A 14186-nucleotide genomic window follows, 5' to 3' on the forward strand; every position below is an offset into this window, starting at 1 on the left:
GGGGCACTCCGAGTCACTCCGGGGAGATGCTCACCAGCGCGCGCTTGAACTCGGGCATGGCCGAATGGGGGTCGACGCGGTCGTCGGTCAGCAGGTTCGCGCTGCCGGCATCCGGGTAGTGGAAGGGCAGGAACACGGTGTCCGGACGGATGTCGCGCGTCAGCTCGGCACGCGCGGTGACGCTGCCGCGGTGGTTCGCGATGCGGAGGCCGTCGCCCTCGCCGATGCCGTGCTGCCGGGCCGTGGCGGGATGCAGCTGCGCGATGAGCGCCGCGCGCTTGGCGGTGAGCTCGGTGACGCGGCGGGTCTGCGTGCCGCTCTGATACTGCTCGAGCAGTCGCCCCGTGACGAGGTTGAGCCGGCCTCCGTCCGCCGCCTCGTGCTCGCGGGCCCGCACCGCGACCAGCCGCGCGCGGCCGTCGGGGTGGGCGAAGCGGTCGGCGAAGAGACGCGGTGTGCCGAGGCTGCCGACCGGGAAGGGCCAGTGCGCCTCGACCCCGAGGTCGAGCAGGGCATGGCTGAGGCCGGAGTAGTCCGCGGGGCCGCCGGCGGAGGCGCGGGCGAGCTCGTCGAAGACCTCGGACGGTTCGAGACTCCACTCGCCGGGAGCGTCGAGGCGCCGGGCGAGCTCGGCCATGATCCACAGCTCGCTGCGCGCGCCCGCCGGCGCTGCGATGGCCCGCCGGCGCCGGAGCACGCGCCCCTCGAGGTTGGTCATGGTGCCCTCCTCCTCGGCCCACTGCAGCACCGGGAGGACGATGTCGGCCATCCGCGCCGTCTCGGAGAGGAAGAAGTCCGACACCACGAGCAGGTCGAGGCGCCCCAGAGACGCACGGACCGTCGCGACGTTCGGCGAGGAGACCACGACGTTCGAGCCGTGCACGAGCAGCGCCCGCACTCCGCCGGGGAGGCCCGCGCCCTGCAGCAGCTCCACGGCCGGAACGCCCGGCCCGGGGATGTCATCGGGATCCACACCCCACACCGCGGCGACGTGCGCGCGGGCTGCGGGGTCGGTGATCTTGCGGTATCCCGGCAGCTGGTCGGCCTTCTGGCCGTGCTCGCGGCCGCCCTGCCCGTTGCCCTGCCCGGTGAGAGTGCCGTACCCGGAGCCCGGGGTGCCGGGGAGCCCGAGCAGCAGGGCGAGGTTGATCGCGGCGGTCGCGGTGTCGGTGCCGTCGACGTGCTGCTCGACGCCGCGGCCGGTGAGGATGTAGGCGGAGCCTGAGCGGGCGAGCGCGCGGGCGATCTCGCGGATGCGCGACGCCGGCACACCCGTGATCGTCTCCGCCCGTTCCGGCCACCACGTCGACACGGACTGCTGCAGCTGCTCGAGCCCGGAGGTCCGCTGCGCCACGTATCCCGCGTCGCACAGCCGCTCCGCGATGACCACGTGGATGAGGGCCAGCAGAAGGGGCAGGTCGGTGCCGGGCACGGGCTGGAGATGGATGCCGCCGCCGTCGGCGCAGAGGCGGGCCGTCGAGCTGCGTCGGGGATCGACGACGATGAGACCGCCGCGCGCCCTGGCGCCCTGCAGGTGCGAGACGAAGGGCGGCATCGTGTCGCCCACGTTCGACCCGAGCATCAGGATCGTCTCGGCCGTGTCGAGATCGGTCAGCGGGAACGGGAGACCCCGATCGATGCCGAACGAGCGGTTCGCGGCCGCGGCGGCCGACGACATGCAGAAGCGTCCGTTGTAGTCGATCCGTGACGTGCCGAGCGCGATGCGCGCGAACTTGCCCAGCTGATAGGCCTTCTCGTTCGTGAGGCCGCCCCCGCCGAACACCCCGATCGCGTCGCGTCCGTGCTCCGCCGCGATGCCCTGCAGTCGTGCGGCGAGCAGGTCGAGGACGGCATCCCAGTCCGCGGGATGCAGTTCGCCGTCGTCCCCGCGCATCAGCGGGGTCGTCAGCCGGCCGGCGTCGCCGAGAAGCTCGGCCGATGTCCAGCCCTTCTTGCAGAGGCCTCCGCGGTTGGTGGGGAAATCGCGTCCGGCGACGCTGACCGGGAGGGGGCCGTCGGGCGCCGGGGTGAGAGTCATCGCGCACTGCAGCGCGCAGTAGGGGCAGTGGGTGTCGGTCATGCCGTCGCCGCCGCGTGCGCGTGGACGAGTTCGGCGATGCGGGCGCGGCATCCGCCGCATCCGGTGCCGGCACGCGTGCAGCCTCCGACCTCGGCCACCGTGCCGCAGCCGTCGTCGATCGCGTCCTCGACCTGTCCGACCGTCACGTCGTTGCAGATGCAGAGGGTGGCGTCGCGGCCGCTCGCCGTCTCGACCTCGTCGGCGTCGTCGAGGCGGAGCAGCAGCGAGCGATCGGCGGGCAGCTCGCCACCGCGCAGGTACAGCACGCTCAGCTCGGCCGCGGTGCGCGGCATCCCCACGGAGACGAATCCGGTCAGGACCCCGCTGCGGGTCGCCATCTTCACGTAGGTGCCGTGCTCCGGGTCGGCCCACACCGCGATGCCCGGGGCGTCCTCGCCGGCCGGGACGGGCGCGAACGGATCGGCCGAGACGTCGCCGGCCGAGACGAGATCGACGAGCTCGCCCTTGAGGACCACGACACCGGGCTGATCCTCGCGGAACGGAGCGTGATCCTCTGCGGTGTCGAGACCGGTGTCGAGAGCGGCATCGAGCTCGGCGGTGATGCGGGCGGCCAGCCAGGAGGCCTGGCGCCAGCCCGGTCCGACGAGGCCGTTCGGACCGCCGGGCACGCGCTTCTCGTGCAGGTGGAGCTCCGGATCGGCGATGTGGGCGCAGTCGCCGATCGCGTGGATGCGCTGGTCTGTCCACGACCGCAGGTCGCTGTCGACCAGCACGCCGTTCCCGACGCGGAGCCCGGCGTCCTCGGCGAGCTCTGTCCGCGCCCGTACGCCGCACGAGAGCACGAGCAGGTCGCCCTCGATGTGCTTGGCGTCGGAGCTGACGAGTGCGCGGAAGCGGCGCTCTCCGTTCTCGTCCTCGCGGACGATCACGCCCTCGGCGCGGGTGTGCGGCACCAGCGCGACGCCCGCGGACGCCAGGGCGGAGGACAGGACCGAGGCCGAGCCGCGATCGAGCTGCCGCGGCATCGGGATCGGTCCGAAGTGCGCCACGGCCGGTGTCGCGCCCGCATCCGCGAGGAGCATGGCCAGCTCGATGCCGAGCACGCCGGCGCCGAGGACGACCACGCGCCCGCCGCGCTCCACGACCTCGCGCACCTGGGCGGCATCCGACAGGTCGCGCAGCACGCACACGCCCGTCGTCAGGCGTGCGTCGAGGCCGCTGTCGTCCGGGCCCACGGTGTGCAGCCCGTCCAGCGTCGGGATGATCGGCCGGGCACCCGTGGCGAGCACGAGCCGGTCGTAGGAGACGGCGGACCCGTCGCCGAGGACGACCCGCTGCGCGTCACGGTCGATGCGCTCGGCGCGGGCGCCGAGCCGCAGATCGATCCCCGGCAGGCCGGCCGCCGTGGTGAGCGTGAGCTCGGATGCCGCGACCTCCCCGACGGCGTACTCGCCGATCAGCACGCGGTTGTACGGATCTGCCGTCTCGGCGCCGACCACCGTGACCGTCGCACGGCCGGCGGAGACGAGCGGCAGGAGCTCCTCCGCGAACCGGATTCCGACGGGACCTGCGCCGACGACGACGATCCGCACGATCAGATCCGGTGTCCGGCGAGCGAGGCGCGCGGGATCGCGTAGACGAGGACGGTGATCACGAGCAGCACGACGTAGGCGCCGACGAAGCCCGCGAAGGCCGGAGCGTAGGAGCCGCTCGCGTTCTTCGCGGCGGCCAGCACCTGCGGGATGACGAACCCGCCGTATGCGCCGATCGCCGAGATCAGCCCGAGTGCCGCGGCGGCCTTGCGCTGCGTGCTCACCGTCAGCGGGTCGCCCGCGGTGGCGGCGCCCCGGGCGGCGAACACGTTCGGGATCATCCGGTAGGTCGCGCCGTTGCCGAGGCCGGCGGCGACGAACAGCAACAGGAAGCATCCGAGGAAGAGCGCGAAGCTGTTCATCTCGAGCGTGAGCAGCAGTGAGAGAGCGCCGGCGATCATCAGGCCGAATGCGGCGATCGTCATGCGCGCCCCGCCGAAGCGGTCGGCGAGCTTGCCACCGTAGGGGCGGGCGAGCGATCCGACCAGCGCGCCGAGGAACGCGAGCGAGAGCGAGGCGGTGCCGACCTGGAACGACGAGTACTCCGGGAAGGTGTCGGCGATCAGCTTGGGGAACACGCTGGAGAACCCGATGAAGGATCCGAACGTGCCGATGTAGAGCAGGGCCAGCACCCACAGGTGCGGTTCGCGCAGGGCCGCGGCGGCACCCGCGAAGTCGGCCTTCGCGGAGGACAGGTTGTCCATGTAGCGCCAGGCTCCCCAGGCGGCGAGGAGGATGAGCGGGATCCACATCCATCCGGCGAACGACAGGTTGAAGGTCAGGGCGGCGGTGAGCGACACGACGATCGGCACGGCGAGCTGGGCGACCGCGGTGCCGAGGTTGCCGCCGGCGGCGTTCAGACCGAGCGCCCATCCCTTCTCCTTCTGCGGGAAGAAGTAGGTGATGTTCGACATCGAGCTCGCGAAGTTGCCGCCGCCGAACCCGGCGAGGGCTGCGACGAGCAGCAGGATGCCGAACGGCGTCTCGGGATTCTGCACCACGACGCCGAGGAGGCCGGCTGGGATCAGCAGCAGCAGGGCGGAGACGATGGTCCAGTTGCGGCCCCCGAACCGTGCGACGAGGAACGTGTACGGGAAACGCAGGGTGGCGCCGACGAGGCTCGGCAGCGAGATGAGCCAGAACGACTCCGTGGTGGTGAGCGTGAAGCCGGCGTTCGGCAGCAGCACGACCACGATGCTCCACAGCTGCCAGACGATGAAGCCGAGGAACTCGGCGAAGATCGACCAGCCGAGGTTGCGGCGGGCGATCGCGCGGCCCTCCGCGGCCCAGAAGACGGCGTCCTCCGGGTTCCAGCCGTCGATCCAGCGACCGTCGCGGCGGGTGAGGGTGGTGGCCGAGTCGACCCTGGTGTTTCCGAGCGTCTGAGACATCGCGGCTCCTGGAGTTCGAGAGGAAGAATGCTCCGAACCTAGGGGTCACGTATTTCCCGACTGCTCTTCGGCGATTTCCGGATGATTACTTTTGCATCACACGGGCGAGGAGGCCGATGAGAGGTCTTCGCGATCGGCGGGGTCGTTCAGCCGTGATCGTCCGCGGTGCGCCAGCCGGCGGCGAGCTCGCTGATCGTGGCCGCGGCGTCCGCGGCGTCGGTCGGGCTTCCTCCGGCACGGCCGGCCGCCAGTCCGGCGAGGAACGCGCTCAGCGGCGCGGCGGGGCGGGCGACGCCGTGCGCGACGTCGCGAGCCAGGTCGAGGATGAGCGCCGCGTCGACGTCGGAGCGATCCAGACCCAGGCGGGTGCACACCGCCGCGGTCCAGTCCTCCAGGGCGTCGACGGGGAGATGCCGCGGCTGGTCTGTCATGTCGCCTCCTGATCCGTGCGTCCTCGTACCTGAGCGGCCTGAGCGGCCTGAGCGGCCTGAGCGGCTCGCGCTCTCGCACGCTCCAGATCGTCCCATGTGTCGACGTCCGCCGCCAGGTCGCCGGCGTTCACCAGGTCCAGGCGCAGCCCCGAGACGAGGGAGCGGATCGAGGCGTCGCGGCCGCCGTCGGGAAGCGCCTCGACAGCACGGCGCAGCGTGGCGGTGCGGTACCGCCCGATCAGCCACTGCACGCCGTCGGCATCCGCGAGACAGGTCCCGTCGGCGTCACCCGTCGGATGCGCGCGGAGCAGCGCGACCGCCTCCACGGCGCGCGGGGTGTCGGCAGCGAGGACGCAGACTTCCTCCCGGTCGACATGCGCGAGGCCGGCGGCGATCGCGGCCACCGGGCCGCCGAACGCGGGCGTCTCCCGGGTCCAGACGACCTCTGCGCGCACGGATGCTGGCGGTCCGACCGCGATGAGGGGATCGCACCACGACACCGCGCGCAGCGCATGATCGAGCAGGGTCTCGCCGTCCACGACGAGCTGCGGCTTGTCGGCTCCGCCCAGACGGGAGGCGCGCCCGCCGGCGAGGATGATCGCGGCGACGCCGCCGGTGGCGTGCGGAAGGGCGGGAGCGGTCATGAGAGCAGCACCACGTCGACCAGGTCGCCGGCGCTCACGGTCGCGACATCCTCCGGAACCACCACGTAGGCCTCCGCCTGCGCCAGTCCGGCCGCCAGGTGCGAGCCGGATCCGCCCGCGGTCGCCGGTCGCACCGTCCATCCCGTCGGATCCCGGTCGATGCGCGCAGGAACGAACTGTCGACGCCCCTGCTTCGTGCGCCATCCGGCCGCGACGGGCAGCCGCATCGTGGGTCGCTGCACCTCCGCCCTGCCCTGCAGCGCAAGCAGGGCAGGGCGCACGAACGCCTCGAACGACATCGCGACGCTCACCGGGTTTCCGGGAAGGCCGAACACGAGCGCATCGCCGACCCGTCCGAACGCCTGCGGCTCGCCCGGCTGCATGGCCACGGAGACGAAGGCGATCCGGTCGCTCAGCACGCTGCGGACGACCTCGTACGCGCCGGCGCTGACCCCGCCGGACGTCACGACGAGGTCGGCGCCGAGGTCGTCGACGGCATGCGCGAAGGCCGCGTCGAACGCGGCATCCTCGTCGGTCACCGTCGTCACCGAGACGAGGTCGGCGCCGGCCTCCCGGCACGAGGCCGCGAGCAGGATCGAGTTGGACTCGGGGATCTGCCCGCGGGCGAAGACGCCGCCGGGCGGGGCGAGCTCGCTGCCGGTGGAGATGACGGCGACGCGCGGACGCCGCCGCACGTCGACCCGATCCACACCGGATGCCGCGAAGGCGGTCGCCTGCAGGGCGCCCACGACGATGCCGGCAGGAGCGACCTCGTCGCCGGCTCGCACGTCTTCACCGCGTCGCCGGATGTGCGCGCCCTCGCTCCGCGGCGCGCCGGTCACGATCGCGGTGATCGGCGATTGCGCGAATCCGCCGTGGGTGTCCTCCACGGGGATCACCACGGTCGCCGCCGAGGGAACGGGAGCGCCGGTCATGATCCTGGCGACCTCACCCGCAGCGAGGGGCGGATCGACGGGCGAGCCCGCCGGGATGTCGGCGACGATGCGCACCGTCACCGGGTGCTCGGCGTCTGCGGCGGCGACGTCCTCGAGACGGGCGGCGTAGCCGTCCATGGCCGAGTTGTCGAACAGCGGCACGTCGACGCGGGCGAGCACGGGGGCAGCGAGCGTGCGTCCCACGGCATCGTCGAGCGACACGGTCACGGCGGGCAGAAGGGCGACGGCGGACAGGACGACCTCGAGGTGCTCCTCCACGGTGCGGCGCATCGCGCGCGCGCCGGACGGGGGAGAGGCGGCGCGCATGGACTCAGCGTACGCCCGGGTCGCCGCCCGTCCCGGCGGTTCGTGCGCCATGTTTCGGCACATTTCCCGCGCAGGGAGAGCGGCGTGGGATCAGGGCGCGGCGGCGATCAGAGCGCGGCGGCGATCAGCTCGAGCGTCTGCGCACGCCCGGGAGAGGTCGTCCGCGGCTCCGACTCGTACGAAGCCGCGACGGGCGACAACATGACCTCGTCGACGCCGTAGGTCTCGGCGAACGCGCGGACCTCGGCGGCGACCGACGCGCCCGTCCCGACGAACCAGCGCGAGCGCGCCGCCTGGATGACCTGGTCGGTGGCGGCATCCGTCTCGGCGGCGACGGCCTCCTCGACGGTCTCCAGCGCGACAAGCGGCTGGTTCAGGCGCAGGCGCGCCATCATGCGCAGCTGCGGCAGCGCGCGCGCCTCCGCCTCTTCGGCGGTCGGTGCGGCGACGACGTTGACCGTGAGGAACGTGCGCGGGGTCGGGTGCTCCTCGCTGGGCTGGTAGCCGGTGCGGTAGAGATCGAGCGCACGCTCGAGACCCTGACCCGAGAAGTGGTTCGCGAACACGTAGGGCAGGCCCTGGGCGGCCGCGAGCTGGGCGGAGTAGTCGCTCGACCCGAGGAGCCAGACCTCGGGTGCACCGGTCGCGGCGGGCGTCGCACGGACCGTGTACTCGCCGCCGGATGTGAAGCGGACGGTCGCCCCCTCGCCGGAGACGAGCGCCGCGATGTCCTGCACATGACGCGGGAACTGCTCGACGTCGCTCGTGGTGCCGGACCCGCGGAGCAGCTGGGTGATCACAGGGTCGCTGCCCGGAGCGCGCCCGAGACCGAGGTCGATGCGTCCGGGGGCGATGGCCTCGAGAGCCGCGAACTGCTCGGCGACGATCAGCGGAGCGTGGTTCGGGAGCATGACGCCGCCGGATCCGAGGCGCAGCTGCGAAGTGCGGGTCGCAGCCGCCGCGATCAGCACCGGGGGCGTCGTGGAGGCGACCGCCGGCATGTTGTGGTGCTCGGCGAACCAGTAGCGGCGGTAGCCGAGCCGGTCGGCGGTCTCCGCCAGCGAGAGCGAGGAGGCGATGGCCTCGGCGCTGGTCTGGCCGGTGCGCACCGGGACGAGGTCGAGGACGGAGAGAGCGATTTCAGACATCCTCAGGGCAAACCACGAGACGCCACCGCGCATTCCCCGGATTCAGGTCCGCGGTGCGCGAGAGGACGGTCCGCGCGTCTCATCGCGGAGGGTCTCGATCTCCTCGCGGTTGATGGTCGCCGCGCGATCGAGCAGCTCGTTCGCGAACTCGATCTGCTCGTCGGTCAGGGTGTCGAGATAGTCGTTCCAGCGTTCCGCGACCCGCCCATAGATGTGCCCGACCCGTGCCATCACGGTCTCGGGGACCGCGGAGACGATCACGCGGCGGCGATCGGTCTCGTCGCGGGTGCGGGTGACGAAGCCCGCCCGCTCGAGACGGTCGATCATGGCGGTGACCGCGCCTCCGGCGGTCAGGCCCGAGCGCGCGGCGAGTTCCCCGGGGGTCGCCGGGCCCTCGCTCAGCAGCAGGCCCACCGCCTGGAGATCGGTGCCGTTGAGGCCGCCCGAGCGCGCCACGGCCTCCTGGAACAGCACCGACCTGGCCATGAACTCGCGCATCACCTCGCCCTGACGGGCGATCGCGGCATCGCGCGTTGACGCTTTCTCCGGCATCCGCTAATCTCTCTATATTCGAGAGACTCTCTTTTAGAGTCTCTCTCATCTGCTCTCAGACTATCGAAGGAACCACGCATGCCCAAGGCGCTCATCATCGGGGGCGGCGTCGCCGGACCCGCCACGGCCCTCTTCCTCCACCGTGCCGGATGGGAGGTGGAGCTCTTCGAGGCGCGGAGCGCGCCGGCACCGTACGGCGGGCTCTTCCTCAATGTGGCCACCAACGGCCTCGCGGTGCTCGACGAGCTCGGGCTGCGCGACCGGCTCGTGTCGGACGGGCACCTCAGCCCGCACATGGTGATGCTCAGCGGGCGGGGAGCGCGACTCGGCGTGGTCCCGAACGGGCCCGCCGGCGATCCGGAGCGCGGCAGCGTCGTCGTGCGACGCGCCTGGCTGCACGAGGTGCTGCGCGAGGCGATCACGGATGCCGGCATCCCGCTCGCGTTCGATGCACGGCTGGACCGCATCGAGGAGACGCCGGATGCCGTGGTCGCGCACTTCGCCGACGGTCGCAGCGTCCGCGGCGACGTGCTCATCGGCGCCGACGGTGTGGGATCGATCGTGCGGATGGCCATCGATCCGCAGGCGCCGGCCCCCGCTCCGAGCGGGCTGATCAGCGTCGGCGGATTCTCCCGGGTGCCGGGTCTCGCGCCGACTCCCGGCGAGCAGTACATGGTGTTCGGGGCGAAGTCCTTCTTCGGCTACCTGGTCCGCGAAGACGGCACCGCCTACTGGTTCGCCAACGTGACGGCGCCGGCGCTCGGGCGCGCGGAGACCCGCGCGATGACGGACACGGACTGGTTGACGCGACTGCGCGACCTGCATGCCGACGACCCGTATCCCGTGCCTCAGATCCTCGAGCACGTGGAGGGCGAGATCGGCGCCTATCCGCTCTCCGATCTCACCCACGTCCCGCACTGGCATCGAGGGCGACTGGTCCTCGTGGGTGATGCCGTGCACGCGACCTCGCCCAGTGCAGGACAGGGCGCGTCCCTCGCGCTGGAGGACGCGATCGTGCTCGCCAGGCACCTGCGCGACGCCGCCGACCACGAGCAGGCCTTCGCCGCCTACGAGCGCGACCGGCGGCCACGAGCAGAAGAGGTCGTGAAGTACGCGCGAGCCGTCAACCGGAACAAGCGGGTCACGAAGTCCCGGCTCGGCATCGCCCTCCGCGACGCGATGCTGCCGAGGTTCCTGCGCAGCGCCTCGTCGGACACCCGCAACGATCATCTCTACAACCATGTCGTCCACTGGTGACCCCGCGCTCCCTCCCCGCGCATTCCCCCGCTAGCGTTGGCACATGGATGCCGAGATCTTCTACGTGATCGTCGGGGCCGTCGCCGTGGCCGCCATCGCGAGATGGCGCGGGTGGCCTGCGCCGCTGCTCGTCACGATCGTCGCGCTCGCCGCGTCATTCCTGCCGTTCGTGCCCGAGGTCGACATCGACGGGCACCTGCTGCTGAACCTCGTGCTGCCGCCGCTGCTGTACTCGGCGGCGTTGGACGTGTCGTTCGTCGGCTTCAAACGCAGCCTGCCGCAGATCCGCAGGCTCGGCATCACGCTCGTGCTGCTCACCGCGCTCGCGGTCGGCTTCGTGGCCTGGTGGATCTTCCCGGCGCTGACCCTCCCCGGCGCGCTGCTGCTCGGCGCGATCGTCGCTCCGCCGGATGCCGTCTCGGCGGCGGCGATCGGCCGCAAGCTCGGGCTCCCGCGCCGCATCATGACGGTGCTGTCGGGGGAGAGCCTGATCAACGACGCGACCTCGCTGACGTTGTACCGGGTGTTCGCCGCGATCCTCGCCGGAGCGACGCTGACGGTGTGGGACGGCATCTGGCAGTTCCTGCTCGCGGTCGTGGTCGGCGTCGTGGTCGGCCTCGTCTTCGGCGTCGTGCTGCACCAGCTGCGCATGCGGATCAGCGACCCCGTCGTGATCGGCACCTTCGGGCTGCTGGCGCCGTTCGGCGCGTACGCGATCGCGGAGCACCTGCTCGGATCCGGCGTGCTCGCGGTCGTCGCGATGGGACTCTACGTCGGCTTCAACGCTCCGCGCACCGACTACACCACCCGGCAGCAGGAGAAGCCGCTGTGGCTCTCGGCCGACCTGCTGCTGGAGAGCTTCGTGTTCGCCTACATCGGACTGCAGTTCCCGCGCGTGCTCCGCGATCTCGGCAGCGAGTCGGTCGGGCACATCCTGCTGCTCTCCGGTGCGGTGCTGCTGGTCGTGCTCGTGGTGCGCCCGCTCTACGTCTACCCGACCAGCGCCTGGTCGAACTTCCAGGACCGCCGACGCCTCGCCCGCATGGATCGCGGCATCGCCTCGGGGGAGTTCGACAAGCGCCGTGAGCAGTCCCGCCGCTGGGGGCAGTACAGCGCCGAGGAGCTGCGGTCGCAGATCGTGCGTGAGCGGATGGCGGGACTCCAGCTCACGTGGAAGGACAACGCGGTCATCTCGTGGGCCGGGATGCGCGGCGTCGTGACGCTCGCGACCGCGCTCGCCGCCGCCGATCTCGCGGCCCTCGACTCGGACGCCTCGCACGCGATCGTGGTCGTGGCGTTCATCGTGACGGTCGCGACGCTGCTGCTGCAGGGGCTGACGCTGCCGATGCTCATCCGCGGGCTCGGCATCGCGAGCGACATCGACGCGGTCGAGGACGAGAAGGCCCTGGCCGACGTGAAGGAGAAGAGCCGTGCCGCCGGCAAGGCGTTCCTCGCCGAGAAGCGCCTCGAGTGGGAGGCGACGCACGGGCAGGTCGACATGCCCCTCTTCGACGCCTTCACGAAGCGGATGACCCGGGTCGAGAAGGACACCGACGAGGCGCAGCGCGTCGGGGATTCCGCGAACCAGCCCTCGTACGAGGATCTGGTCGCGCTGTCGCGGGGATGGCTGCAGGTGCGGCGCGACATCCTCCTGGCGGAGCGCGACGCCGGCAACCTCGACGAGGAGGTGATGCGCGAGCTGCTGACCGCGATGGATGCCGAGGAGCTCGCGCTCGACACCCGCGGCGCCACGCGCGAGCAGGGCCGCGCCTAGAACGCCGGTTTCGGCATCCGTCGCGTCTGCCCCCGAAACGTCAGCCCGCGTACGCGGAAGCGCCCCGCCCCACGAGGGGACGGGGCGCTTCCGCGAAGCAGGGGTCAGCGCGCGCCGACCGGCTCCTTGTCGCTGGCGGCATCCGTCTCCGGTGCGTCGTCGGCGTCGGCGTCGCTGTCGTCGGCGAAGGGAAGGCCCTCGCGCGGCGCGTTGTAGAGCTCCTCGTCGAGGATGCCCTCGCGCTTGGCCACGATCGTCGGCACGAGCGCCTGACCGGCGACGTTGACCGCGGTGCGGCCCATGTCGAGGATCGGGTCGATCGCGAGCAGCAGGCCGACGCCCTCGAGCGGGAGTCCCAGGGTCGACAGCGTGAGCGTGAGCATGACGGTCGCGCCGGTCGTGCCCGCGGTGGCCGCGGAGCCGACGACCGAGACGATCACGATCAGCAGGTACTGCACGAAGTTCAGCTCGATGCCGAAGAACTGCGCGACGAAGATCGCGGCGATGGCCGGGTAGATCGCGGCGCAGCCGTCCATCTTGGTGGTCGCACCGAACGGCACGGCGAACGAGGCGTACGAGCGGGGCACGCCGAGGTTCCGCTCGGTGACGCGCTCGGTCAGCGGCAGGGTGCCGATCGACGAGCGGCTGACGAAGGCGAGCTGCACGGCAGGCCAGACGCCCGAGAAGTACTGCTTGATCGACAGGCCGTGCGTCTTCACCAGGATCGGATAGACGACGAAGAGCACGAGCGCGAGGCCGATGTAGATCGCTGCGGCGAACCACGCGAGCGAGGCCAGCTTCTCCCAGCCGTACTCGACCACCGCGGCGCCGATCAGGCCGAACGTGCCGAGCGGTGCGATTCGGATGATCCACCACAGCACGCGCTGGATGACCTTGAGCAGCGACTCGGTGAACGCGAGGAACGGCTCGGCCTTCTTGCCGGCCTTGAGGGCGGCGATGCCCACGGCCGCGGCCACGACGATGACCTGCAGGATGTTGAAGCTGATGCTGGAGGTGGCGCTGCCGGTCTCGAGGTCGACCTGCGTGCTCGCACCGAGTCCGAGGAAGTTCTGCGGGATCAGGCCGAGGAGGAAGTTCCACCACGTGCCGACCGTGTACGGCTCACCAGGCGTGAGGCCCTCGCCGGCCTTCGAGCCCGGCTGGATGACGAGGCCGAGGACGATGCCGATGGTCACGGCGATGAACGCGGTGATCGCGAACCACAGCAGCGTCTGGCCGGCGAGGCGCGCGGCGTTCTGCACGCGTCGCAGGTTCGAGATGCTCGCGACGATGGCCGTGAAGATCAGCGGGACGACGGCGGCGCGCAGCAGCGTCACGTACGAGCTGCCGATCGTGTCGAGGGTCGCGGACAGTCCGTTGGGGCTCTCCGAGGTCGCGCCGAGCTGGCGGGCGATCAGGCCGGCGGCGATGCCGAGGACGAGGGCGGCGAGGATCTGGAAGCCGAACGAGGTCAGCAGCTTCCGGACCGGACCGCGGGTGTCAGGCGCCTTCTGGGCGCGTGCGGTAGTGCTCATGGTGTGTGGGGAACTCCAGGAAATCGCGGCGGGCCGAATGCACGCCATAACGCTCAACGCTAGGAGCGCCCCGTCATTCCCCGGCCCGATATGACGAAGGATGACGGATGCCGCGGGCACCCGTCATCCGCTGCGCCTCGCGCCGCCGGAATCAGTCGGCGATGCACTCCTGGACGTTGTCCGAGATGATCTGCGTGGTGAGAGCCTTGTCGGCCTCGTTCTTCTGCTTGTCCTCGCCGTTCGCGAGGAACGTGAGGGTCTCGTTGCTCAGCTCGGAGTCGACGAGGTACTCCGCCAGGCATTCGGCGGCGTCGGCGTCGATCTGGTCGCCCATGCCCTGGCTGTCGAAGAACTCGGCGAGTCCCTTCGCGACATCGGCTTCGGACGGGCGGCTCGGTCCGCCGCACGCGGCGAGCGAGAACGCGAGCGCGGCGATCGGCAGGGCGAGGAGGAGGCGGCTGGGGGTGCGCAGGTTCCGGTCGTTGATCTTCATGGGGCCAACGCTACTGCTTCACAGCCGATTCATAGAGGGGCTTGCATGGGCACAATTGCCCGTGTC

General features: G+C 71.4%; 12 protein-coding genes. 2 read left to right on the forward strand and 10 right to left on the reverse strand.

What is annotated here, in order from left to right; translation table 11 throughout:
* Nucleotides 1-13 precede the first annotated feature (13 nt).
* The 8 genes from LBN7_RS13040 to LBN7_RS13075 all read right to left on the reverse strand — a co-directional run bounded on the left by LBN7_RS13040 (nt 14) and on the right by LBN7_RS13075 (nt 9061).
* On the reverse strand, nt 14-2080 hold the full coding sequence (locus tag LBN7_RS13040; protein ID WP_407359880.1) for a molybdopterin oxidoreductase family protein: 2067 nt from the start codon (nt 2078-2080) through the stop codon (nt 14-16).
* Nucleotides 2077-3633: an FAD-dependent oxidoreductase gene (locus LBN7_RS13045; RefSeq protein ID WP_407359881.1), complete on the reverse strand. Its 1557-nt coding sequence runs from the start codon at nt 3631-3633 to the stop codon at nt 2077-2079. The genes LBN7_RS13040 and LBN7_RS13045 overlap by 4 nt, the downstream gene beginning before the upstream one ends.
* 2 nt (nt 3634-3635) lie before the next feature.
* Complete coding sequence (locus tag LBN7_RS13050) at nt 3636-5024, reverse strand: MFS transporter (protein ID WP_116635449.1); 1389 nt, start codon at nt 5022-5024, stop codon at nt 3636-3638.
* Nucleotides 5025-5170: 146 nt separating this feature from the next.
* The gene (locus tag LBN7_RS13055) at nt 5171-5455 is read right to left on the reverse strand and encodes a DUF6457 domain-containing protein (protein ID WP_407359882.1); all 285 of its coding nucleotides are present in this window, start codon (nt 5453-5455) and stop codon (nt 5171-5173) included.
* Entirely contained in the window at nt 5452-6099 is a 648-nt protein-coding gene (locus tag LBN7_RS13060) for a molybdenum cofactor guanylyltransferase (protein ID WP_407359883.1), read from the reverse strand. The genes LBN7_RS13055 and LBN7_RS13060 overlap by 4 nt, the downstream gene beginning before the upstream one ends.
* Nucleotides 6096-7361, reverse strand: a complete 1266-nt coding sequence (gene glp / locus LBN7_RS13065) for a gephyrin-like molybdotransferase Glp (protein WP_407359884.1) — start codon at nt 7359-7361, stop codon at nt 6096-6098. The genes LBN7_RS13060 and glp overlap by 4 nt, the downstream gene beginning before the upstream one ends.
* Nucleotides 7362-7468: 107 nt before the next feature.
* Nucleotides 7469-8509 (reverse strand): LLM class flavin-dependent oxidoreductase, encoded by a 1041-nt coding sequence (locus tag LBN7_RS13070; RefSeq protein WP_407359885.1) that lies wholly within the window; start codon nt 8507-8509, stop codon nt 7469-7471.
* Nucleotides 8510-8551: 42 nt separating this feature from the next.
* Entirely contained in the window at nt 8552-9061 is a 510-nt protein-coding gene (locus LBN7_RS13075) for a MarR family winged helix-turn-helix transcriptional regulator (protein WP_116635453.1), read from the reverse strand.
* A gap of 78 nt (nt 9062-9139) precedes the next feature.
* Between LBN7_RS13075 and LBN7_RS13080 the strand changes: the two genes are divergently transcribed.
* Together LBN7_RS13080 and LBN7_RS13085 are read left to right on the forward strand one after the other, a co-directional pair.
* Entirely contained in the window at nt 9140-10318 is a 1179-nt protein-coding gene (locus tag LBN7_RS13080; protein WP_116635454.1) for an NAD(P)/FAD-dependent oxidoreductase, read from the forward strand.
* Between the two features lie 43 nt (nt 10319-10361).
* Nucleotides 10362-12092 carry a cation:proton antiporter gene (locus LBN7_RS13085; RefSeq protein ID WP_407359886.1) on the forward strand — a complete coding sequence of 577 codons (1731 nt, stop codon included), beginning with the start codon at nt 10362-10364 and terminating at the stop codon, nt 12090-12092.
* Nucleotides 12093-12196: 104 nt separating this feature from the next.
* On the opposite strand, the gene LBN7_RS13090 is transcribed toward LBN7_RS13085, so the two are convergent.
* Nucleotides 12197-13627 (reverse strand): dicarboxylate/amino acid:cation symporter, encoded by a 1431-nt coding sequence (locus LBN7_RS13090; RefSeq protein ID WP_407359887.1) that lies wholly within the window; start codon nt 13625-13627, stop codon nt 12197-12199.
* Nucleotides 13628-13778: 151 nt separating this feature from the next.
* Nucleotides 13779-14120 (reverse strand): hypothetical protein, encoded by a 342-nt coding sequence (locus LBN7_RS13095; RefSeq protein WP_407359888.1) that lies wholly within the window; start codon nt 14118-14120, stop codon nt 13779-13781.
* Nucleotides 14121-14186: the final 66 nt, after the last annotated feature.

The sequence above is a fragment of the Microbacterium sp. LBN7 genome, from assembly GCF_045690345.1.
GTDB lineage: Bacteria > Actinomycetota > Actinomycetes > Actinomycetales > Microbacteriaceae > Microbacterium.

Excerpts from the sequence above, each read along its gene's own strand:
- LBN7_RS13090 (WP_407359887.1), bottom strand. The coding sequence starts at position 13,627 with ATGAGCACTACCGCACGCGCCCAGAAGGCGCCTGACACCCGCGGTCCG.
- LBN7_RS13050 (WP_116635449.1), bottom strand. The coding sequence starts at position 5,024 with ATGTCTCAGACGCTCGGAAACACCAGGGTCGACTCGGCCACCACCCTC.
- LBN7_RS13070 (WP_407359885.1), bottom strand. The coding sequence starts at position 8,509 with ATGTCTGAAATCGCTCTCTCCGTCCTCGACCTCGTCCCGGTGCGCACC.
- LBN7_RS13095 (WP_407359888.1), bottom strand. The coding sequence starts at position 14,120 with ATGAAGATCAACGACCGGAACCTGCGCACCCCCAGCCGCCTCCTCCTC.
- LBN7_RS13085 (WP_407359886.1), top strand. The coding sequence starts at position 10,362 with ATGGATGCCGAGATCTTCTACGTGATCGTCGGGGCCGTCGCCGTGGCC.
- LBN7_RS13075 (WP_116635453.1), bottom strand. The coding sequence starts at position 9,061 with ATGCCGGAGAAAGCGTCAACGCGCGATGCCGCGATCGCCCGTCAGGGC.
- glp (WP_407359884.1), bottom strand. The coding sequence starts at position 7,361 with ATGCGCGCCGCCTCTCCCCCGTCCGGCGCGCGCGCGATGCGCCGCACC.
- LBN7_RS13055 (WP_407359882.1), bottom strand. The coding sequence starts at position 5,455 with ATGACAGACCAGCCGCGGCATCTCCCCGTCGACGCCCTGGAGGACTGG.
- LBN7_RS13040 (WP_407359880.1), bottom strand. The coding sequence starts at position 2,080 with ATGACCGACACCCACTGCCCCTACTGCGCGCTGCAGTGCGCGATGACT.
- LBN7_RS13080 (WP_116635454.1), top strand. The coding sequence starts at position 9,140 with ATGCCCAAGGCGCTCATCATCGGGGGCGGCGTCGCCGGACCCGCCACG.
- LBN7_RS13060 (WP_407359883.1), bottom strand. The coding sequence starts at position 6,099 with ATGACCGCTCCCGCCCTTCCGCACGCCACCGGCGGCGTCGCCGCGATC.